We start from the raw sequence: 21346 nt of genomic DNA on the forward strand, positions 1-21346 counted from the left end.
CCGGCCAGCCCTTTCTTTGCGCTTTCCGAGGAAACTTCCAGATGGGAAAACCCGTGCTGTTCGATCGCCGCAGATTCCTGCTCGGCGCCGGTTCGCTGGCGCTGTTCGCCGGCATTTCCCCGTTCACCCGGGTGCTGGCCGCGCCCAGGCTGGGCGCCTATCCCTTCACCCTCGGCGTGGCCTCCGGTGATCCCCTGCCGGACGGTTTCGTCATCTGGACGCGGCTGGCACCCGAGCCGCTGGCCGAGAACGGCGGAATGCCGATGGCAGCCGTGCCGGTGCGCTGGGAAGTGGCCGAGGACGACAAGTTCACGCGCGCCGTGCGCAGCGGCGAGCAACTGGCCTTTCCTGAGCTCGGCCACAGCGTGCATGTCGAACTGGAGGGGCTGAAGCCCGCGCGCACGTTCTGGTATCGCTTCCACGTCGAAGGCGCGGAAGCCAGTCCGGTCGGCGTGGTACGCACCGCGCCGGCACCCACCAGCATGCCCGACCGCGTGCGCATCGCCGTCGCCGGCTGCCAGGCCTATTACCAGGGATGGTTCGACGCCTACCGTCATCTGAGCCGTGAGCCCGATCTGGATGCCGTATTCCACTACGGCGACTACATCTACGAAGGTCCGGCGGGCCGCAACAAGGACAAGTATCCCACCTACGACGCCACCGGCCGGTTGGTTGCAGAGCGCGATCACTTCGGCGACGAGATCTATTCCCTTGGCGACTATCGCCGCCGCTACGCGCAGTACAAGAGCGATCCGGACCTGCAGGCCGCGCACGCCGCCGCAGCCTTCATCATGTCGTTCGACGATCACGAGACCGACAACGACTGGGGCGGCGAGTGGGATCAGGACTGGAAGCCGCCGGAAGTGTTCGCCCTGCGCAAGTTCGTGGCCATGCAGGCGTGGTACGAGAACCTGCCGGTGCGGCGTGCACAGCTTCCCCGCGTCGACGGCGGCACCCGCTACTTCCGCCGGCTCGATTTCGGCAGGCTGCTGCGCATGCACGTGCTGGATACCCGCAGCCACCGCGCCAACCAGATCTGCCTGGATCCCGAATCACCCAAGTGCAGGCATGAGCCAGGCCGGGACTCGAGCATCCTCGGCACCGCGCAGGAGCTCTGGCTCGACGACGGTCTTCGCAACGACGCACGCTGGAACCTGATCGCGCAGCAGGTGTTCGTGATGCCGCTGGTCTCGCGCGACGCCGCCGGCAAGGAGCAATCGCGCTTCCCCGACAAATGGGATGGCTATCCCGGCTCGCGCCAGCGCCTGGCCGCCGCCATCGCCGGCAGGAAGCTGACCAACGTGGTGATCGCCACCGGCGACGCGCACATGAACGCCATCGGCGAAGTGCCGTTGCGCGACGACGAGCCCGATGGTCCCGCGGTGGCGACCGAGTTCCTGGCCACCTCCATCTCCTCCAATGGCGATGGCGGGGTGGATTCGCCGAACGCGACACGCTTCCTGAACGAGCGCAACCCCTATCTGAAGCTGTGCGACAACCTGCGCGGCTATCACCTGCACGAGATAGGCGCGAAGGAATGGCGCGCCGACGTGAAGGTGATGGACCAGGTGCAGCGCAGGGGCGGCCACCTCGCCACGCGGGCCCGCTTCGTGGTCGCCCCCGACAAGCCCGAACTGCACAGCGCCTGACATGAAGATCACGCCAACACTTGCGTGCCTGGTTCTGCTGGCCGGTGCCCTCGGCGCACTGGCCGCCACGGGTGGGGCCGGCGCGGGCAAGCCGCTGCCGCCCTGGTCGAAGGGCGAACTGGATATCCACCACATCAACACCGGCCGCGGAGATGCCGTGCTGTTCGTGCTACCCGATGGCACCAGCCTGCTTTCCGATGCCAGCGGCAAGACGGTGGAAAAGCCGCCGTTCTCGTTTCCGACCCGACCGGATTCGACGCGTCCCCCCGGCACCTGGGTCGCGCGCTATGTGCAGCGTGTGTTGTCCAGCGCGGCCCTGCCGGAACAGGCACGACGCCGAATCGATTACTTCATTCCGTCTCACTTCCATGGCGACCACATGGGCGCGATCGTGGCCGACTCGTCGCTCGCCCCGCATGGTGCCTACCGGCTGAGCGGAATCACCGAGGTGGCCGAGCACCTGCGCGTGGCGAAGATCATCGATCGCGGCTGGCCCACCTATGACTATCCGGCGCCGGTCACCAACATGACGATGGACAACTACCGCAGGTTCCTGGACTGGCAGATCGCGCACAACGGTCTGGCGGTCGAGCGTTTCCAGCCCGGCCGCAATGACCAGATCACGCTGTTGCACGACGCGCGGCGCTATCCCGGCTTCGAGATCCGCAACGTTTACGCCAACGGCACGGTATGGACGGGCAAGGATCGGCAAACCCGGGGCCTGTTTCCACCGATGGAAGAACTCAAGGTCGCCGACTATCCGGGTGAGAACTCGCTGAGCATCGTGTTCCGGGTACGCTACGGCAGGTTCGACTACTTCAATGGCGGCGATCTGTCGAACCACGACGCCGAGACCACCTTCGATCCACCAGCCTGGCGCAACGTGGAAACACCGGTGGCGCAGGTGACGGGTCCGGTGGATGCCATGAAAGCCAATCACCACGGCAGTTGGGATGCCAACAGCGTGGGACTGCTCGGCAACCTGAGGCCACGCGTCATCGTCGTCACTTCGCGCGCCGACGGCCATCCGGCCATCAACACCTGGAAACGCATGACCTCCACACGGGTCTGGCCAGGCGAGCGCGACATCTTCGTCACCCATGTCTCCCCGGCCACCGCGGCGACCACGTACGACATACAGAAGACCGCGAAGAGCACGCAGGGCCATGTGGTCATCCGGGTGGCACCCGGTGGCGCCAGCTATCGCGTGTTCGTGCTGGATGACCAGGACGAATCCATGGCGGTCAAGGCGGTTTTCGGCCCCTACACGTCGAATTGACCCGTGCGGGCGAATCCCGCGCCGAGGCCTCGTCCGTTTCACCGGCATTTCATCCGCACCGCGCTGTAGTCGTCGGGCCGCCCGCCGTGGATGCGGCGGCGGCGCGCTTTCGCCACAGCCGAGGTCGTCATGAAGCGGGCGGGGCTGGTCGGGTATGTTGCCGTCGTCGTCCTGATCGTGATGGCGGGCGGCACGCGCGCGGTGTGGAACGAATATCTGAGCGCACCGAGGCCACGGGTCCTGGCGCTGCCGGACGATCTGATTCCATTGGATTCGCCATTGGGCCGGCGCCTGCTGGCCGAAAGCGGCCATCGCGCCGACTACGACGAGCTGACCGGCAGTTTCGTCCCGCAGACACGCAAGGCGTATTGCGGCGTGGCCAGTGCCATCACCGTACTCAATGCGGCCGGCGTCGCCGACGCGCCCCGGGATCCGCGCGCGGTGTTCGCACCACCGAACGCGGGATTGAGTCCGTTGAAAGCGAGCTTCCGCGGCATGTCGTTGAACGGACTGACCGGCCTGCTGCGCGCGCATGGCGCGCAGGTGGAGGTGTTTCCCGCGTCGACGACGGATGTGGCCTCGTTCCGGCGGCTGGCACGCGCCAACCTGGGCCAGGAAGGCGACTACCTGCTGGTGAACTACCAGCGCGCGCATCTCGGCCAGGCCCGCATGGGCCACATCTCGCCGCTCGCCGCCTATCACGCGCCCAGCGACCGACTGCTCATTCTCGATGTCGCGGCACACAAGTATCCGCCCGTATGGGCGGATCTGGACCAGGTCTGGCAGGCGATGCGCGCGCCGCTGAACGCGCGGACCGCCACCACGCGCGGGTTCATCGTGGTGCGTGGGGTAGATACCGGAGCCGTCGCTTCGACGGCTCCGCCATGACCCTCGCCCGGCGCGGCGGACCTCCGCGATGCGACGCGTGCCCGCCAGACCACATGACGCGGAGGGTGCGGTGACGTGTACCGGTCAGCCCACGCGTTGTCCCGCCGGCTGGCGGGTCGCGACATTGAGCCGGTTCCACACGTTGATGTTGGCGATGGCGATCAGCAGCGAGGCCAGCGCGGCTTCGTCGTAGTGCGCGCAGGCGCGCGCCCAGACTTCGTCGCTGACCGCATCGCCGCGATCGGCGATGCGGGTCACCGTTTCGGCCAGCTCCAGCGCGGCGCGTTCTGCGTCGGTGAACCAGGGCGCTTCGCGCCAGACGGCCACCGCGAACAGGCGCTCGTCGCTTTCACCGGCCTGCCGGCATTCGCGGGCGTGCATGTCCACGCAGAAGCTGCATCCGTTGATCTGGCTGACCCGCAGATCGATCAGGTGCAGCAGATGGTCGGAAATTCCCTTGCCCTGGGTGGATTTGTGGAGAGCGAACAGGGCCTTCATGGCATCGTTGTGGATGATGGCGGGATTGGGCATACGGGCTTGCATGGGATGGCTCCGGGGTTTGTGGGACGGACATCGGGATGACGGGCTGGCGCCGGCCCGTGTGACGGATGCCGCCGACATCACCGCAGGACGCCGCGATCCATCGCCGCCGTCACATCCGGACGTGCTGGCGCGTCAACAGGCTTTCCCCCAGGATCTTTCCCATGAATGATTCGCATCGACTCGCCGAACAGTTCCAGTCCAACCGGTCCCGGCTGGAAGCCGTCGCGTTCCGCATGCTGGGTTCGCATGCCGAAGCGGAGGACGTGGTGCAGGAGGCGTGGCTGCGCCTGAATCGGACCGACGCGAACGAAGTCGGCAACCTGGCCGGCTGGCTGACCACGGTGGTGACGCGGCTGGCGCTGGATCTGCTGCGCTCGCGCAAGGTGCGCGCCGAGGAATCGATGGAAGGCGTGCCGGAAACGGCATTGCCGATCGCCGATGCCAGCACCGGTCCCGAGCACGACGTGCTGCTGGCCGATTCGGTCGGTCCGGCGCTGCTGGTGGTGCTGGACACGCTGGCGCCGGCGGAACGCGTGGCGTTCGTGCTGCACGACATGTTCGCGGTGCCGTTCGACGAGATCGCCCGCATGCTGGATCGCAGCCCGGACGCGACCCGGCAGCTGGCCAGCCGCGCGCGCCGCCGGGTGCAGGGTGCGGGCGCCGAGGCCCTGGCCGACCGCGAGCGTGCGCGCCAGGTGGTCGATGCCTTCCTGCTCGCCTCGCGCACCGGCAACCTGCAGGGCCTGCTGTCGCTGCTCGCGCCCGAGGTGGTGATGCGCGCCGACGTGGCCGCGATCGAGGGCAGCCGGGACAAGCAGGGCGAAGGCGCACCGGCGCTGGCACGGGAACGGCACGGCATCGATGCGGTGGTCAGCGCCTTCCTGGGCCGCGCCCAGGCGGCGCAGTCGGCGCTGGTCGACGGTCTGCCCGCCGCGATCTGGGCGCCGGATGGCGTTCCGCGCGCGCTGTTCCGGATCGCCGTGCGCGAGGGCCATATCGTCGCCATCGACGTGGTGGCCGAACCGTCGCGAGTCGCGTCGGCCAAAGTGACCGAGATCGGTCCCCTCCCCTGATACCTGGCTGCGACCCTCCGGGCCCGACAAGGCATCCCTTCGGTCGGCAGTACCTACGGCACTGCGCCTCGAGGCGGGCACGTGTGGTCTACTGCGGCGCGACGGCACCTGCCGCATCCGCAAGCTGACCCGGCCCATCCAGGAGGATCGCCATGCTTCGCACCACCCTGATCGCGACGGCGCTGTCCGCCGCGCTCGCCTCGTCCCCCGCGTTCACCCAACAGGCCGCCGGTGCCGCCGCGCCCGCGACCGACATCGAACTCATCCCGCGCGAGATCCTGTTCGGCAATCCTGAGCGCAGCAACGTGCAGATCAGTCCTGATGGCCGCTACCTGAGCTGGGTCGCGCCGGTCGACGGCGTGGCGAACGTATGGGTGGCGCCGGCGGACAATCCGTCACAGGCACGCGCGGTGACCTCCGACAAGGCGCGCGGCATCCGCCAGTATTTCTGGTCGTACCGGACCGACACCCTGCTCTATCTGCGCGACACCGGTGGTGACGAGGATTTCCACCTGTACGCGGTGGATCTGAAGTCCGGCGGGTCCAGGGACCTGTCGCCGTTCCCGAAGACCCGCGCGCAGGTCGCGGGGGTCAGCGATCGCCATCCGGATACGATTCTGGTCGGCATGAATGACCGCGACCCGCAGTGGCACGACCTGTACAAGGTCGACCTGGCCAGCGGCAAGCGCGAACTGGTGCAGAAGAACGACGCACAGATCGCCGGTTACATCGCCGACGCCGACTACACACCGCGCTTCGCCACCCGCGCGCGACCCGATGGCGGCCAGGATGTGCTCGCCGCCGACGGCAAGGGTGGCTGGAGCAAGTTCGACGACGTGCCGTTCGAGGATTCGCTGACCACCGGCCCGGGTGGCCTGACCAGCGACGGCAAGACCCTGTACTTCACCGATTCGCGCAACCGCAACACCGCCGCGCTGTACGCCATCGACGTGGCCAGCGGCAAGCGCGAACTGGTGTTCGAGGACGTGCGCGCGGACGTCGGCGATTCGCTGAGCCATCCGGTCACCGGACGGGTGCAGGCGGTCGCCTCGGACTACCTGCGCGAGGAATGGAAGGTGGTGGATCCGTCCATCGCCAAGGATCTGGAGCGCCTGCGCGGCATCGGTCCCGGCGACACAAGCGTGGCCGCGCGCACCCACGACGACAAGACCTGGATCGTGGTCTACGCCGCTCCGCAGACACCGGCGGTCTTTTACCGCTACGACCGCGACGCAGGCAAGCTGACCAAGCTGTTCTCGGTGCAGCCGAAGCTCGATGGCAAGCCGCTGGTGGCGCAGTGGCCGGTGGAAATCCCATCCCGTGACGGCAAGACCCTGGTCAGCTACCTGACCCTGCCCCGGGGCGCCGACGCCAACAACGATGGCAAGGCCGACACGCCGGTACCGATGGTGCTGCTGGTGCATGGCGGTCCGTGGTCGCGCAACGCCTACGGTTACAGCAACACCAATCAGTGGCTGGCCAACCGTGGCTACGCGGTCCTGTCGGTCAATTTCCGCGGCTCCACCGGCTTCGGCAAGGAATTCACCAACGCCGGCAACGGCGAGTGGGCCGCCAAGATGCACGACGATCTGATCGATGGCGTGCAATGGGCGGTCAAGCAGGGTGTGACCACCGACGACAAGGTGGCGATCATGGGTGGCAGCTATGGCGGCTACGCCACCCTCGCCGGCCTGACCTTCACTCCCGACACGTTCGCCTGCGGCGTCGACATCGTCGGCCCGTCCAACCTCAACACCCTGCTGAGCACGGTGCCGCCCTACTGGGCCAGCTTCTTCGAACAGCTCGCCAGGCGCATGGGCGACCCGCGCACCGAGGAAGGCCGCAAGTGGCTGACCGAACGCTCGCCGCTGACCCGTGCCGACCAGATCAAGAAGCCGCTGCTGATCGGCCAGGGCGCCAACGACCCACGGGTGAAACAGGCCGAAAGCGACCAGATCGTCAAGGCGATGCAGGCCAAGAAAATTCCGGTCACCTACGTGCTGTTCCCGGATGAGGGCCACGGCTTTCACCGTCCCGAGAACAGCAAGGCGTTCAATGCGGTGACCGAAGGCTTCCTGGCCCAGTGCCTGGGCGGACGCGCCGAACCCATCGGCCAGGATTTCACCGGCTCCAGCATCAGCGTGCCCGCCGGCACCGATGGCGTTCCGGGCCTGACCGATGCGCTGAAGTCGCACCAGCAGGCGGTAAAGAAATAAAGCGAAATTCGCGCATGCCCCGCTCCGACCGCTGGTCGGGTGGGGCATGCGTTTCGATGCTTGCGGCCCGGCCATAGCAGCCTGGAAAGGCGTACCTACGGAAGTTCAATCTGGTACAGCCCCGCGTGCGGCGCGGTCTTTCAAGACAATTGAAATGGGCTTTTCAGATGGCGTTGCTAGTCAATTACATCCGTTTCCGCATAGCAGACGTGGGGCATCGATACCTCGCCGTTGTCCAGGTGATACCTGCAAACGACATAGTTGAGAAACGGCTCCGCCGTACCATTTCTTACCATCGCGTCCAGTTCTTCGAACGTTCTTGCGGTTGAAGTCGGCAGATAGACGACATCAATTTCCTTTGACCCGTCATCATTTGTCTGAGTGACTGTCTTCGTGATCACTTCCTGATTGCTGAGTATCACAGTGGCGGATCTCAAATCTTCCCTCACCGGGAACCTGTAACCGTCGCTTCCCACCAAGTAGTCCATGGAAACCTGGTCAAAGATCTTCTCATTCCTTGCCATGCAGGCAATAGCGTCAACGTCCCTCGCACGCAGGTAGGAAAGAAAAGTAGATGGGATCTCAACCTCGTCAACAACCTGACTACCAAAGCAACCGGCGTGCGCGCATCCAGCGATTATGCTTAGTCCAACTAAGAATGGCATGCCGCCAAAATTCATTGCTTTGCTACCTGATTCTTTAGAAAGCCAGGCATCGCCACTTGCCATCCATTGGCGACATATTTTTGCCGTTCACCACGCCATTGGGATCTTGGCATATTTCCTCCTATAGCCCGACCTCCACTTGAAGTTCCAAGCGAAGATCTTCAGAAATCTGTCCTCTGAACAACCTCGACAAGACGCCCTTGACTGTCTCCTACGAGTTCAAGAGTGAACAATCTTCCCGACGAAGATCCGACATCCTCCCTTGACACATAAACAGTCCGATCGCTTGATTTCGAAGAATCAAAATGAACGAGGAAGAATTTTCCAGCCTTATTTGCAGAAACATCGATCTTCTCGCCAAACATCATTCCGGCAGGAAGTCGTAAGCGATGAGATACTTCTTTGCGGTGCGCAGAAACAACAGAGACCGCACCATCGAAAATTGCATAGCGAATCCCATCCTCGTCCCAGGCAGAGCAATCACTAAAATTGTCCTCCGCTTGCAGTCTGTATCGGCAAACTTATCTAGATCGTTCGGATTCGCCCCAATTGGAATGACCCCTAAATCAATCTTGTGGCTACGCCCTCTCTTCCATGCATGGTTGTCCGGCCACAATGCAGACAAAGAAAGAGACAGGATGATGGTGGTCGAGATAGCTTTCATGATTCTGGCTAGCGAGGCTAGCCCAGCTGAAACATACGCGAGATGCACCGGTTGTTTTCGCTTCTTCGGCATTGCCTTTAGTGCATAGCCCGATACGTTGTCACATGGAATTGATGCCCTACTGATTTTCCGTCACATCTTCAAAATGGCACCTCTCCGGAATATTCTTTGAGATCAGCCTGATCTTTTTTATCACTAGAACACCGTCATAGTCCATGGCGAATCCGTCAGTGGATTTTTTTTCTTCGGTTGCCAGCAGTTCGACGAAGATAGGCTTGTCAGAACCGCTTTCTTTTCCTTTACGAACAATATCCCTAAAAGGTTCGAGATCAGATGAACTTCCTTCAAGCCAGAATGCTTCTCCCCCGCACGAAACCAGCACTTCCTCCTCCACTCCCCAGAAGTAAGAACCTTCGAACTTTTTTATTCCACCTATAGAACAAGATTGAAGTAGAAAAACCATTAGGCACACGAATATCCTTGACATAGTCTTCCTGCAATCTATTCAAGCGGCCATGTTATTGAGGCGGGATCTACGTTGTTTCCTTCCGACGAAGTGATCCTTTCATGAACGTGATTTGTCATGTTTCCTCTGTACTTTGTTGACAGATCCTGGGCCGTACCAATTTCCTGCCCGACCGCGACTTCAGACCCTACTATCTGCGCCTTAGGGGTCACATACCATAACTTCACTACTATTCCTTCGTCTGTTCGTAGTTGTAGTCCCGTGTAGCGAGCGTCATCTGCATATGGATTTGATCTGCGCTCTATCAATCCATTTGTTGGCGCACGTACGGTCTGACCTGCATCGGAAACGAAGTCGCTCCCTAGATGTTGCCTGGCTCCTCCAGCTCGACGAGCTCCGTTGTGACCACATCCATATCCATCGCATCCCCGAATTCCTTTTCCTGTAGGGCTTACCCACACTCGAGGACCATCCGAGGTATCTATTCGGTCTGATCCGCGTCCTTTCGATGGATCCCAATCTCTGGTTCTTTTACCGCCTCCTGATGGGCAGGACGAGCTGCCGCAACCAGTCCGATCATTCGGATCAATTGGCTTTGCCTTTCGCCCATCCGGATCGATGAATTTGTACGGATTGTTGTTCGCATACCAATAGCGATTGAAGTTGGCTACCGGGCTGGAGTACGCCGTCACCGGGTCCACCGACAGGAACCGCCCGAGGAGCGGGTCGTAATACCGCTGCTGCATGTACGTCAACCCGGTGGCCGCATCCTGCACGTGCCCGGTGAAGCCCGGCCCATCCGTCAACGGCCGATTGACCAATTGTCCGTAGGGTTCGTACTCGCTCTTCTGAACGATGGCCTTGGCCGCATCCGTCACCGCGACGGGCGTGCCCAAGGCGTCGGTGTGCTGGTACTTCACCGTGGTCGTGCTGCCAGCCGCCTCCCGCACCGCCACCAGGCTGCCACCCAGGTACACGTACTGGCTGGACTTGCCGGCCCGGCCATCGTTGTCGAACACCAGTTGCCCGCTCTGGCTGTACAGGCTGTACTTGCTGGCCGTGGTGTAGTCCCGCACCCGCCGGCCATGACCGTCATAGACATAGCTGGCCACGCCGTTCACGCCGCGCAACCGGTTGCCGAAGTCGAAATTGAACACCTGTCCATTCTTGTTGGCCAGGTTGCCCTGCACGTCGTAGCTCAAGCCCGTTACCGTGGCCCCGCCCACCGTGTTGGTCACGCTGGTCAGCCGGTTGCTGGCGTCGTAGTGGTAGGTGTGGTCGCGGACGTGGCTCCCCCCTGTGACCTTCATCGAAGTCAGGTTGTCCAGCACGTTGTAGCCGTAGTTGGCCACGCCGAAGCTGGCGCCGGTGGTCTGAAGCAACTGGTCCAGCCCGTTGTAAATCATGGCGCGGCTCTGGCGGGCGCCGGTCGTGTAGTCGGTGATGCCGGTGACGTTGGCATGTTTGTCGTAGACATAGCCCAGGTCCAGCACCCCATGGCTGTCGGTGCTGCGCGCCGGCAACTGGCGGGCGTTCTGGGTCATCGTGTGGACGATGCCGTTGCCGTAGGTGAATTGCTTGAGCCCCCCGTTGGGGTAGTACTGCACTCCGGTGGCATACGGCCCGGCCTGGGTCGGCTGGCCCAGGGCATTGGGGGCAAAGGCCACCGTGCCGGTATTGGGGTAGGTCTGGCTGGCCAGGTGGCCCAGCGCGGTGTAGCTGTACCCAATGGACCAATCGATGCTGCCCCATTGCATCCGTTCACTGGTGGGCAGGCGGCGGCGGTTGTAGTCGTAGCTGGTGGTCACCACGTTGGTGCCGTCGTTGTCCACCGCCGTGCTGGCCAGTTGGCCATCCGGCGTGTAGGTATTGGTGGTGTTGCCCCGCCCGTCCGGGAACACCAGCGTCTTGACCCGGTTGCGGGCATCGTAGGTGCGCATGGTCGCTCGAGACTTCACCTGGAGCCACCCTCCCTTGCCACTGCAGGACGCGGTGTCTCCAAACCCCCGCAAACCCATTGCTGAATGGATCAGATTGCCAGCGCCGTCATGGCCATACACTGTCGTGCCTGTCTCTGGCTCGATGACTTTGCATAGTTGCTGGGCGCTGTCGTAGGTAAAGCTGCGGGTCACCGCCAGCGTCCCGGCCGCGTTGCGCTTGCGGATGGACAGCGGCTTGCCGAACACGTCGCGGGTGATGTCGATGCCCACCCGCTCGGTCAGGTTCTGGCCCTGGTCGATGAGTACCGGCGTGTCGTAGCGGGGCTGGTCGAAGGCCTGGTGCCGGGTCACCGTCACTACGCCGCGTGGGCTGACCGTGCGCACATACGCACCGGTGGCATCACCCCGGTACTGGGTGATGGTGGTCAGCGGCCCCTGCTCGCTATCCTGGCTCATCGCCGTCACCCGACCCAGTGCGTCGTACTCGGTCCACGTGCCAGCAGTCAGTCTCTCGGTCGGACCCGGATAGGACGCAAACGTTATTCTTCCCTCGTGGTCATAAGCGAACCGGCTGAAGCGTTGGGTCCCCGCCATATTCACCACGTCATACTCGCGCACCACCGATGGACGCCATAGCGCGTCGTAGTAAGTCACCCTGCGTGCGTTGCCGGTACTGGTCGTCTGCCTCCAGTGACCGGCGGCCAGACCATACTCCGCCTGGGCCACCGGTTCGAAGGTCTGCGTCGTCTCTGCCCAGGTGCCGGCATCGCAAATGCCCGCCCGGGTCTCGGAGGGATGGGTCAGGCGGGATAGCCTTCCCATCGCGTCATGGCTGTAACAGGTCTTGTATCCATTCTCGTCCGTGGTCGAGGTAATCCAACCAGCGTCATTCACAGTCGCCGTTCTGGATGTGCTGTCTGCATGGACGATGAGCTGCGGGATACCACGCTTCCAGCTGCCGTAAGTGGTTACATTTCCGTTTCCATCCCTCGCCGACTTCAAGTTGCCGTCAGCATGGTAGCCGAGGGTCTGTTGCTGTTTGCCGAAGGCATAGGTTCTCGACGGCAGAGCTTTCCAGCCGTACTCGATCTGGCTGGTTTCCATGCCGTTGGTCGTCATCCGCTTGGTCTGTCCCAGCACCCAGAGCGTGGGATCATCGTGATATTCGACAGTCTCGGTCTTGCGATATCCGGTCGAACTCTCCGCCTGCATGCCAACAGGTCGAGCATTCCGGTCGTGGCGTTTAACCGACTGGACGAACCTTGCACCATCCTGATTAATCTTTCGTTCGAGAATCGGCAATTGCAAAGCATCGAAGTCCTTGCACCTATCAAAGTGGATGGTCCCGAACCAGCCAGCATATGCTCCCCATCCAAGCTTGCATCCAACCTCACGCGGAAATGGTTGTGGCCAATTCGAATGCGCGGGCTGGTATTTCGTCTCCTCGCTTCTCAGAATGCTGTCTCGCTCCCCATCCATGGTTCCGTATTCCACTTTCAGCAGTTGCCCTTCGTTGAATCGCCAGCGAGTTCCGAACGTATGCAATGCCACTTGCTTACCCGGTCCGACGACCCGTATCAACTTCTGCTCGCGTCCTGCGTACTGGACGGCTCCTGGCAGCCCGGGATTGAATTCACCCCACGTGCCACCACCCGCGCTGTAGTAGGCGGGATATTCATACTTCCATTCAAGAGCAGGTACACCCGGCCCTGTTACCCTACGTGACTCGATCACATAACCATCAATGTAGTTGGGCTCCACGAGATAGAACAAGCCCGGGGCCCTCTCCTGACACAGCTTAATGACACCATCCCTGCTCTGCCTCCGATAGGACACCCGATACTCGGCGTGTGCACCCGAAGGGTGCGTAATCTTGATGTCTTGTGGGAAGGAAACGATGTCGAGCAGTCCCCAGTCTCGACATTGTCCCGATCGCGGGGGAAGATCGTGTGCGCTCTGAAGCTCAACATCGCGAATTCCGGATACACGCCACGACGGTCTTCCATCCGGCTGTGTCCAGCCCTGAGGCGTCCACGTCCAAGTTCCTACCGAAGAAGTCAGCCGGACCGTTTTTCCGGCCCCGTCCTCCACGCGCTCGATCCACCTCCCATCATTGGATTCAATGCGAGAGAGATTGCCGCGCTGATAGGTATAACTGACCCAGTTCCCGAACCGGTCTTCCACGCGTGTCGCCAGCAGATATATTTGCTCCCGCATCAAACGCCTGGCATTCCCCTCATGATCAAAAGGGTCCCGCCTGATATCTTTGACAACCAAGGTAGGAGCCAGCACTCTGTGTGCATGGGAAAAATAGTATTTGTCACCGCTGGGTGTAACAGCGAAGAACCCCTCTCCTGGCAAGCCGTTCTCTATCTTCTCCAGGCATCCAATCCGATGATTCGCCTTGGTTCTCCATGGATATGACCTGCCGTCCATAGGCCCACCGTCATCTTCATTGGCGATCAGAAGTTCATGCATCCCATCACCCGGAATGTGCATCTGATATCCGCCGGGAGTGACCTCTTCGTCCAGCCAGGATCCCTCGCCGGTCACATAAGGTCGATATGTCAGTGAGCAACGGCGATATCGTCCGTTCCCGTATCCCGGCGCAGCCATGCTCCAATCTCCGTAGTTCGAGTTGTTGCCGCCGTAAGGCACAACCGCCTTGAGGAATGGAACTTCGACGAGGAACGGATATTTTTTCCATATCCCTCCTTTTGATTCGTTGGGATCGAAGGGGCCACTGACATTGATGTTGTACCTCTCTGTCCACGAAACCCTAAGGTTAGAGTTCCCGGGAATGTCTATGACCGGAAGGGAGAACTCCGGCTCACCCGTGAACAAATTGAGTTCCTCGCCGAAGTCGCCGTGACGAACCGGCTGCAGGGTGGTCGCGGCCCTTATGCGTTTCTGATAATCGACGTCAGGAAGCACGCCCGCGATGGCATTCCCGATGATCAATTCCGACATAGCGACGAAGAAGATTGCCAGCACACACCCGCGCTTGCGGCGTGGCATCCTGTTTTCCAAACTTTCTTCCACGAGTTCCTTCTCCCGGTGTACGTGCTCCATCCTAGGCACGACCTTGAGTTGCACTTTCGGAACGTGGACACAGTTCTGAAGTTAGTTAGTCATCTCGCGTTCTATTCTTCCCGACTTTTGATCGAACAAGATCAAAAAAAGCGCCGAACATGCTCGGCGCTTTTTCTTTCAACCTTCTTGTCTCGTGGACTACGCCGCCTTCTCCGCGAACTGCTCCTCCTCGGTCGAACCCTTCAGCGCGGTGGTCGAGGACTGGCCCTGCTGGATGGCCTGGGTGACCGCGTCGAAGTAACCGGTGCCGACTTCGCGCTGGTGCTTCACCGCGGTGAAGCCCTTGTCGGCGGCGGCGAACTCGGCTTCCTGCAGCTCCACGAACGCGCTCATCTGGCGGCGGGCATAGCCGTGGGCCAGGTTGAACATCGAGTAGTTCAAGCTGTGGAAGCCGGCCAGGGTGATGAACTGGAACTTGTAGCCGTAACTGGCGATTTCCTTCTGGAACTTCGCGATGGTGGCGTCGTCCAGATTCTTCTTCCAGTTGAAGGACGGCGAGCAGTTGTAGGCCAACAGCTTGCCGGGGAACTTCGCATGGATCGCCTCGGCGAACCTGCGCGCGAACTCAAGGTCCGGCTTGCCGGTCTCGCACCACACCAGATCCGCGTAGGGCGCGTAGGCCAGGCCACGGCTGATCGCCTGGTCCAGGCCATTGCGGGTCTTGAAGAAGCCCTCGACGGTGCGCTCGCCGGTGGCGAACGGCTGGTCGTTGGCGTCGATGTCGCTGGTCAGCAGGTCGGCGGCCTCGGCGTCGGTGCGCGCGACCAGCAGGGTCGGCACGCCCATCACGTCGGCGGCCAGGCGCGCGGCGTTCAACTTCTCCACCGCCTCGCGGGTCGGCACCAGCACTTTGCCGCCCATGTGACCGCACTTCTTGACGCTGGCCAGCTGATCCTCGAAATGCACGCCGGCCGCGCCGGCCTCGATCATCGCCTTCATCAGCTCGAAGGCGTTCAGCACGCCGCCGAACCCGGCTTCCGCGTCGGCGACGATCGGTTGCAGGAAGTCGGTGCTGTCGTCGCCCTCGGCGTGATGCAGCTGATCCGCGCGCAGCAGGGTGTTGTTGATGCGCTTGACCACCGCCGGCACCGAGTCGGCCGGATACAGCGACTGGTCCGGATACATCTGGCCGGCCAGGTTGGCGTCGGCCGCGACCTGCCAGCCGGACAGATAGATCGCCTTCAGGCCGGCCTTGACCTGCTGCATCGCCTGGTTGCCGGTCAGCGCGCCCAGCGCGTTGATGAAATCCTCGGTCTGCAGGTAGTTCCACAACTTCTCGGCGCCGATTTTCGCGATCGAATGCTCGACCGGGACGGTGCCGCGCAGGCGCACGACGTCCTCGGCGCTGTAGTTGCGGGTGATGCCTTGCCAGCGCGGATTGGTGTCCCAGTCCTTCTGGATGTCCTGGGCGGTGGGCAGCTTGTTCATGGGCGTTCTCCGGAGGGGGTCAGTCGATGCGGGTGTAGGCGGGCAGGGTCAGGAATTCGGCCAGCTCTTCGCTGCGGCTCAGCGCGTCGAGCAGGCCGATGGCCTCGTCGACCTTGTCGCCACCGGGCAGCGCCGCGCGATCGCCCAGGCGGGCCGGCAGGTTGCGCAGGGTGGCGTCGAGCAGCGCGAAATCAATGGCGGTCCCGTCGGCCAGATGCAGACCGGGCGTGTGCAGCCATTGCCAGATCTGGGTGCGCGCGATCTCGGCGGTCGCGGCGTCCTCCATCAGCCAATGGATCGGCACGCAGCCGTTGCCATCCAGCCAGGCGGCCAGGTAGCGCACACAGACCTCGACGTTGCCCTCGAAACCTGCGCGGGTGATGGTGCCGGTGCTGGGGCGGATCAGATCGTCGCGGGTCACCCGCACGTCCTCGCGCAGCACGCCGTGCTGGTTCGGCCCGGGCATGTGCTCGTCGAAGATGGCGCGCGCGATCGGAATCAGCGCCGGATGCGCGACCCAGGTACCGTCATGGCCGGCGGTGACCTCGCGCAGCTTGTCCGCGCGTACCCGCGCCAGCGCCTGTTCGTTGGCCGCCTCGTCGTTGCCGATCGGGATCTGCGCGGCCATGCCGCCCATCGCGTGCGCGCCGCGGCGGTGGCAGGTCTGAATCAGCAGTTCCGAATAGGCCTTGAGGAACGGCTGGGTCATGGTCACCTGGCCGCGCTCGGGCAGGACCCGATCGCGATGGCGGCGGAAGGTCTTGATGTAGGAAAAAATGTAGTCCCAGCGGCCGCAGTTCAGGCCGACGATGCGATCGCGCAGCGCGTGCAGGATCTCGTGCATCTCGAACACCGCCGGCAGCGTCTCGATCAACACGGTGACCTTCATCTGGCCCTGCGGCAGGCCCAGCGCGGCTTCGATATGCGACAGCGCGGTCTCCCACAGCGCCGCCTCCTCCATGCTCTGCAACTTGGGCAGGTAGAAGTACGGGCCGCGATCGGCGGTCGCCAGCGCGCGCGCGTTGTGGAAGGCGAACACCGCCAGATCGAACAGGCCGCCGGCGATCGGCTGGCCGTCGATCCGCACATGCTTCTCGTCCAGGTGCCAGCCGCGCGGACGCACCAGCAGGACGGCCTGCTCCTCGAACGGCTTGAGCGCGTACTGCTTGCCGTTGGGCGCGGTATGGGTCAGATCGCCGCGCACGGCGCCGATCAACGCCTTCTGGCCGGTAAGCAGGTTGTGCCAGGTCGGCGCGGTCGAATCCTCGAAATCCGCCATGTAGACCTTCGCGCCGGAGTTCAGCGCGTTGATCACCATCTTGGGATCCACCGGGCCGGTGATCTCGACCCGGCGATCCAGCAGCGCCGCCGGCAGCGGCGCGACCCGCCAGTCGCCTTCGCGGATGGCGCGGGTGTCGTCGCGGAAGTCCGGCAGGCCGCCGGCGTCGAAGAACACCTGCCGTTCGCGGCGCGCCGCCAGCCGGGCCTGCCGACCGGGTTCGATCGCACGGTGCAGCGAGACCAGAAGCGCCAGGGCGGCGGGCGGCAACAGCGCGGCCTGCTCATGGTGGCGGACGGTCAGGCTGATGCCGGGCGTGGGGCGGGACGCGGGTTCGGCTTGGCTCAGGGCAACGGCGGCGGACATTTCGGGACTCCTGCTGCTTGGAGGCCTACCGTGCGCCGCAGCAAACTATTTGACAAAACAGTTTTGTCAATGCACTTAATAAGTTGTACTTATATTTCAGCCAAAATGCCTGAAAAACGCCCCGCCACGCTGCGATTCGCCTACAAGTCGGACCGGCTGAAGCCCCTGCGGGCGTTCTGCCAGACGGTCCGGCTGGGCTCGGTATCGCGCGCCGCCGAGGCGCTGTTCGTCAGCCAGCCCGCCATCACCCTGCAGTTGCAGGCCCTGGAACGCGATCTGGGGGTGGTGCTGTTCGAGCGCAGCGGCCGACGCCTGAGTCCGAGCCGCGAGGGGCAGTTGCTGTATGAGCTGGCCCAGCCGCTGGTCGAGGGCATCGACGGCCTGGAGGCGATCTTCCACGACAAGGTGGCCGGCCTGGACGCCGGTGAACTGAACATCGCCGCCAACAGCTCCACCATCCTGTACCTGCTGCCGCGCATCGTGGAGCACTTCCGCCAGCAGCATCCGGACGTGCGCCTGACCCTGCACAACGCCATCACCGCCGACGGCACCGATCTGCTGCGCTCCGACGCGGTGGATCTGGCGGTCGGATCGATGATGGACGTACCGGCCGACCTCAGCTACGCGCCGATCTACCGGTTCGAACCACTGCTGATCACCCCGCCGGATCATCCCCTGGCGAACAAGCCGCGACTGGAACTGGCCGACATCTCCCCCTTCGGCCTGATCCTGCCGCCCAAACGCCAGATCACCTATCGCCTGGTGGATCTGGTGTTCCAGCAGCACCGCGTGCCCTACACGGTGGCGCTGGAGGTCGGCGGCTGGGAGGTGATCAAGCAATACGTGGCAATGGGCATGGGCGTGTCGATCGTCAGTTCGATCTGCCTGACCGACACCGATCGCGGGCGCCTGGCGACGCGTTCGCTCAGCGATTGGTTTCCTTCGCGCAGCTACGGCGTGATCGTGCGCAAGGGCAAGTTCCTGTCGCCGCAGGCGCGCGCCTTCATCGAGCTGATCCATCCGGATCTGTTCACCCGTCGCGACTACGACGACAGCGGGCATTCCGAGCGTTGATCCAGCGTCGCGTTTGAAGCGGCCCGCGCCTTCGCCTACCCTACCCGCTCCGGACAGTATCCACCGACAACTTCGGAACGCCGCGCACGATGAGCGTGCGCCGGTTCACTGGACGGCAGGAACGCGTAACCTGTCGCCCGACCATGCCCCGCGATACCACCACCACCCCGCCTTCTTCCGCGCCGGCATACCGGGAGGTCGCGCCGGCCGCGCCGCTGCGCGCGGGATTGACGTGTGCCTGGACCTACCGGGCGTCGTCACGACCGGCGGCGGAGGTGCTGGTCATCCCCGATGGCTGCGTCGATCTGATCTGGACGGGCGACGAGGTGTTCGTGGCCGGGCCGGATCCGGTCGCGCAGCCAGCGTCCATCGCGCCCGGCGCGCTGCTGGCCGCGGTCCGGTTCGCGCCGGGCGCCGCGCAGGCGTTCCTCGGCCTGCCGTTGCGGAACATCACCGGCCAGCGGGTCGCGCTGCGCGATCTCTGGGGTTCGCGGACACGGCGCTTGACGGATGCGCTGGCCCTGGACGCCGCCGATCCAGCGGAGCGCCTGCGATCCCTGCAGCACGCCATCGCCCGCCAGGGTCCGCCGGTTGCGGATGCCGCCATGCGCGCCTTGTTTGCGCGTCTGGATCACCCCGAAGCCATGCCATCGTCCCCGCTTGCGCGCGAATTCGATATCAGCGAACGCAGCCTGCGGCGGCGCTGCCATGACGCGTTCGGTTACGGCCCCAAGACCCTGGCGCGGATCCTGCGCCTGCAACGTTTCCTGCGTGCTCCCTCGGATCTGCCACTGCTGCGGCGGGCGCTGGAGGCCGGCTATGGCGACGCCTCGCACCTGGTCCGCGACACCCGCCTGCTCACCGGCCTGACGCCCACCGACCTGCTGGCGCGGCGGCACGGCTGAGCTGGCCGTTTTTTCCAAGACGCGCTCCGGGCATCGCGCGATACTGCGCGCCCACCTTCTCCACGAGCCCCCGCCATGAGCGAATCCCACCACCACCGCATCGACTACGTCGAGTTCAACGTCGCCTCGATCGCCACAGCCAAGGCCTTCTACGGCAAGGCGTTTAGCTGGACCTTCCAGGACTACGGCCCGGACTACTGCGAGTTTCGCGATGGCCGGCTGACCGGCGGTTTCACGCATGGCGAACCGCGCCCGGGCGGCGCGCTGATCGTGATCCAGTCAGACGATCTGGAAAGCAGCCAGGCCGCCGTCGAAGCCGCCGGCGGGCGCATCAGCCAGCCCATCTTCGCGTTCCCCGGCGGCCGCCGCTTCCATTTCCTGGATCGCGACGGCTACGAACTGGCGGTGTGGTCGCAGGGCTGATTCATCCCTTGCGCCTGCAGGAGCGACCTGAGTCGCGACCCGCGATGTTCAAGGGATAGGGGCGCGACCTACGTCGTCCCCACAAGTGCCCGATCTTCGACATGCCTGCCGCCCCTGTTGAGCTTCCTTGCGGGAGCGGCGTGAGTCGCGAGCTTTTGGCGTCACGCACTCCCCGGGATCAATTCGCGACTCACGTCGCTCCTACAAGTGTCCGATCCACGGCGAGCCTGCCGCCCCCGCGGAGCTCCCTTGTGGGAGCGACGTGAGTCGCGAACTTTTCGGGTCACGCGCTCCCCGGGTCGATTCGCGACTCACGTCGCTCCCACAAGTGCGGGATGGCGATGGCCCGGCTTACTTCTTCGGCATCGGCAGCGGGTCGTCGGCGAAGATCGCCACGTGCGGCACGCCGTCGGCGCCGATCCAGCCGCGATACATGCCTTCGGTGTTGAACGGGAAGGCGATGCTGCCATCGGCGGCCAGCGCGATGGCGCCGCCGTCGCCGCCGGCCTTGGGAATCTCGTCGTTGATCACCGCCTTGGCGGCGCTGGCGATGTCCTGGCCGGCGTAGCGCACCCGCGCGCAGATGTCGTGCGCGGCGACCGCGCGGATGTAGTACTCGCCCCAGCCGGTGCCCGACACCGCGCAGCGCGCGTCGGCGTAGGTGCCGGCGCCGATGATCGGCGAGTCGCCGACCCGGCCGTAGCGCTTGTTGGTCATGCCGCCGGTGGACGTGCCCGCCGCCAGATGGCCCTGCGCGTCCAGCGCCAGCGCGCCGACCGTGCCGAAGTGCTTGGCGGTTTCCAGATCGGCATGGGCCTGTCCGGAAGCCTCTTCCTTCAGCGCCTTCTGCAACTGCTGCCAACGCTTCTCGGTGCGGAAGTAGGACGGATCCACCAGGGTCACGCCCTGCTCGGTCGCGAACGCTTCGGCGCCGTCGCCGACCATCATCACGTGCTTGGACTTGTCCATCACCAGGCGCGCCAGCTGGATCGGGTTCTTGACCCGGTGCACGCCGGCCACGGCGCCGGCCTTGCCGCTGGCGCCATCCATGATCGAGGCATCCAGTTCGTTCTTTCCGTCATGGGTGAACACCGCGCCGCGTCCGGCGTTGAAGCTCGGCGCGTCCTCCATCACGGTGATCGCGGCGGCCACGGCGTCCAGCGCCGGCTTGCCGGCGGCGAGCTGGGCGTGGCCGGCGCGCAGCGCCGCTTCCATCGATTTGCGCGCGGCGGCGATTTCCTCGGGGGCGAGGTCGCCACGCTCCACGCCGGCGCCGCCATGGATGACCAGCACCGGTCGGTCGGCATCCGCGGCGATGGCGGTGCCCGCCATTCCCAACAACGCAAGGCAGCACGCACGCAACAGGTTCGTCATGGCAGTGATTCCGGAAGGGCA

The 21346-nt window shown here is 63.8% G+C and carries 16 protein-coding genes; 8 read left to right on the forward strand and 8 right to left on the reverse strand.

All coding sequences use genetic code 11. The annotated features are described in order from the left end of the window. Nucleotides 1–41: 41 nt before the first annotated feature. The 3 genes from AC3DEZ_RS00190 to AC3DEZ_RS00200 all read left to right on the forward strand — a co-directional run bounded on the left by AC3DEZ_RS00190 (nucleotide 42) and on the right by AC3DEZ_RS00200 (nucleotide 3816). Entirely contained in the window at nucleotides 42–1649 is a 1608-nt protein-coding gene (locus AC3DEZ_RS00190) for an alkaline phosphatase D family protein (RefSeq protein ID WP_488386398.1), read from the forward strand. 1 nt (nucleotide 1650) lies between these two features. After that, complete coding sequence (locus AC3DEZ_RS00195; RefSeq protein WP_488386399.1) at nucleotides 1651–2928, forward strand: ComEC/Rec2 family competence protein; 1278 nt, start codon at nucleotides 1651–1653, stop codon at nucleotides 2926–2928. A gap of 129 nt (nucleotides 2929–3057) precedes the next feature. Beyond that, on the forward strand, nucleotides 3058–3816 hold the full coding sequence (locus AC3DEZ_RS00200; protein WP_488386400.1) for a phytochelatin synthase family protein: 759 nt from the start codon (nucleotides 3058–3060) through the stop codon (nucleotides 3814–3816). An 84-nt stretch (nucleotides 3817–3900) separates the two neighbouring features. Here AC3DEZ_RS00200 and AC3DEZ_RS00205 read toward each other — a convergent pair whose 3' ends face one another. Then, nucleotides 3901–4359: a carboxymuconolactone decarboxylase family protein gene (locus AC3DEZ_RS00205; protein ID WP_488386401.1), complete on the reverse strand. Its 459-nt coding sequence runs from the start codon at nucleotides 4357–4359 to the stop codon at nucleotides 3901–3903. A 161-nt stretch (nucleotides 4360–4520) separates the two neighbouring features. Here AC3DEZ_RS00205 and AC3DEZ_RS00210 point away from each other — a divergent pair, with 161 nt between their 5' ends. Continuing rightward, complete coding sequence (locus tag AC3DEZ_RS00210) at nucleotides 4521–5432, forward strand: sigma-70 family RNA polymerase sigma factor (RefSeq protein ID WP_488386402.1); 912 nt, start codon at nucleotides 4521–4523, stop codon at nucleotides 5430–5432. Between the two features lie 152 nt (nucleotides 5433–5584). Continuing rightward, nucleotides 5585–7648: a S9 family peptidase gene (locus tag AC3DEZ_RS00215; protein ID WP_488386403.1), complete on the forward strand. Its 2064-nt coding sequence runs from the start codon at nucleotides 5585–5587 to the stop codon at nucleotides 7646–7648. Nucleotides 7649–7824: 176 nt separating this feature from the next. Here AC3DEZ_RS00215 and AC3DEZ_RS00220 read toward each other — a convergent pair whose 3' ends face one another. From AC3DEZ_RS00220 to aceB, 6 genes are all read right to left on the reverse strand, one after another. After that, complete coding sequence (locus AC3DEZ_RS00220) at nucleotides 7825–8313, reverse strand: hypothetical protein (RefSeq protein WP_488386404.1); 489 nt, start codon at nucleotides 8311–8313, stop codon at nucleotides 7825–7827. Between the two features lie 364 nt (nucleotides 8314–8677). After that, nucleotides 8678–9049 (reverse strand): hypothetical protein, encoded by a 372-nt coding sequence (locus tag AC3DEZ_RS00225; RefSeq protein WP_488386405.1) that lies wholly within the window; start codon nucleotides 9047–9049, stop codon nucleotides 8678–8680. A gap of 46 nt (nucleotides 9050–9095) precedes the next feature. Then, on the reverse strand, nucleotides 9096–9440 hold the full coding sequence (locus AC3DEZ_RS00230; protein WP_488386406.1) for a hypothetical protein: 345 nt from the start codon (nucleotides 9438–9440) through the stop codon (nucleotides 9096–9098). Nucleotides 9441–9478: 38 nt separating this feature from the next. Continuing rightward, complete coding sequence (locus AC3DEZ_RS00235) at nucleotides 9479–14401, reverse strand: RHS repeat domain-containing protein (RefSeq protein WP_488386407.1); 4923 nt, start codon at nucleotides 14399–14401, stop codon at nucleotides 9479–9481. A gap of 213 nt (nucleotides 14402–14614) precedes the next feature. Beyond that, nucleotides 14615–15904 carry an isocitrate lyase gene (aceA, locus tag AC3DEZ_RS00240; protein ID WP_488386408.1) on the reverse strand — a complete coding sequence of 430 codons (1290 nt, stop codon included), beginning with the start codon at nucleotides 15902–15904 and terminating at the stop codon, nucleotides 14615–14617. Between the two features lie 19 nt (nucleotides 15905–15923). Then, nucleotides 15924–17549 carry a malate synthase A gene (gene aceB, locus AC3DEZ_RS00245; protein ID WP_488386409.1) on the reverse strand — a complete coding sequence of 542 codons (1626 nt, stop codon included), beginning with the start codon at nucleotides 17547–17549 and terminating at the stop codon, nucleotides 15924–15926. Between the two features lie 105 nt (nucleotides 17550–17654). Here aceB and AC3DEZ_RS00250 point away from each other — a divergent pair, with 105 nt between their 5' ends. The 3 genes from AC3DEZ_RS00250 (at nucleotide 17655) to AC3DEZ_RS00260 (ending at nucleotide 19951) form a co-directional block, all read left to right on the forward strand. Next, a complete protein-coding gene (locus tag AC3DEZ_RS00250) occupies nucleotides 17655–18623 on the forward strand; it encodes a LysR family transcriptional regulator (RefSeq protein WP_488386410.1) in 969 nt (322 codons plus the stop codon). Between the two features lie 143 nt (nucleotides 18624–18766). Continuing rightward, on the forward strand, nucleotides 18767–19528 hold the full coding sequence (locus AC3DEZ_RS00255; RefSeq protein ID WP_488386411.1) for a helix-turn-helix domain-containing protein: 762 nt from the start codon (nucleotides 18767–18769) through the stop codon (nucleotides 19526–19528). A gap of 75 nt (nucleotides 19529–19603) precedes the next feature. Then, nucleotides 19604–19951: a VOC family protein gene (locus AC3DEZ_RS00260; protein WP_488386412.1), complete on the forward strand. Its 348-nt coding sequence runs from the start codon at nucleotides 19604–19606 to the stop codon at nucleotides 19949–19951. Nucleotides 19952–20302: 351 nt separating this feature from the next. On the opposite strand, the gene AC3DEZ_RS00265 is transcribed toward AC3DEZ_RS00260, so the two are convergent. Further along, complete coding sequence (locus AC3DEZ_RS00265) at nucleotides 20303–21325, reverse strand: isoaspartyl peptidase/L-asparaginase family protein (protein ID WP_488386413.1); 1023 nt, start codon at nucleotides 21323–21325, stop codon at nucleotides 20303–20305. Nucleotides 21326–21346 lie beyond the last annotated feature (21 nt).

Source organism: Pseudoxanthomonas sp. 134C1, from assembly GCF_057773065.1.

Bases quoted from the DNA above. Each gene is read 5' to 3' on its own strand.
- AC3DEZ_RS00190 (WP_488386398.1), top strand. From the start codon at position 42: ATGGGAAAACCCGTGCTGTTCGATCGCCGCAGATTCCTGCTCGGCGCC.
- AC3DEZ_RS00195 (WP_488386399.1), top strand. From the start codon at position 1,651: ATGAAGATCACGCCAACACTTGCGTGCCTGGTTCTGCTGGCCGGTGCC.
- AC3DEZ_RS00200 (WP_488386400.1), top strand. From the start codon at position 3,058: ATGAAGCGGGCGGGGCTGGTCGGGTATGTTGCCGTCGTCGTCCTGATC.
- AC3DEZ_RS00205 (WP_488386401.1), bottom strand. From the start codon at position 4,359: ATGCAAGCCCGTATGCCCAATCCCGCCATCATCCACAACGATGCCATG.
- AC3DEZ_RS00210 (WP_488386402.1), top strand. From the start codon at position 4,521: ATGAATGATTCGCATCGACTCGCCGAACAGTTCCAGTCCAACCGGTCC.
- AC3DEZ_RS00215 (WP_488386403.1), top strand. From the start codon at position 5,585: ATGCTTCGCACCACCCTGATCGCGACGGCGCTGTCCGCCGCGCTCGCC.
- AC3DEZ_RS00220 (WP_488386404.1), bottom strand. From the start codon at position 8,313: ATGCCATTCTTAGTTGGACTAAGCATAATCGCTGGATGCGCGCACGCC.
- AC3DEZ_RS00225 (WP_488386405.1), bottom strand. From the start codon at position 9,049: ATGCCGAAGAAGCGAAAACAACCGGTGCATCTCGCGTATGTTTCAGCT.
- AC3DEZ_RS00230 (WP_488386406.1), bottom strand. From the start codon at position 9,440: ATGGTTTTTCTACTTCAATCTTGTTCTATAGGTGGAATAAAAAAGTTC.
- AC3DEZ_RS00235 (WP_488386407.1), bottom strand. From the start codon at position 14,401: ATGCCACGCCGCAAGCGCGGGTGTGTGCTGGCAATCTTCTTCGTCGCT.
- aceA (WP_488386408.1), bottom strand. From the start codon at position 15,904: ATGAACAAGCTGCCCACCGCCCAGGACATCCAGAAGGACTGGGACACC.
- aceB (WP_488386409.1), bottom strand. From the start codon at position 17,549: ATGTCCGCCGCCGTTGCCCTGAGCCAAGCCGAACCCGCGTCCCGCCCC.
- AC3DEZ_RS00250 (WP_488386410.1), top strand. From the start codon at position 17,655: ATGCCTGAAAAACGCCCCGCCACGCTGCGATTCGCCTACAAGTCGGAC.
- AC3DEZ_RS00255 (WP_488386411.1), top strand. From the start codon at position 18,767: ATGCCCCGCGATACCACCACCACCCCGCCTTCTTCCGCGCCGGCATAC.
- AC3DEZ_RS00260 (WP_488386412.1), top strand. From the start codon at position 19,604: ATGAGCGAATCCCACCACCACCGCATCGACTACGTCGAGTTCAACGTC.
- AC3DEZ_RS00265 (WP_488386413.1), bottom strand. From the start codon at position 21,325: ATGACGAACCTGTTGCGTGCGTGCTGCCTTGCGTTGTTGGGAATGGCG.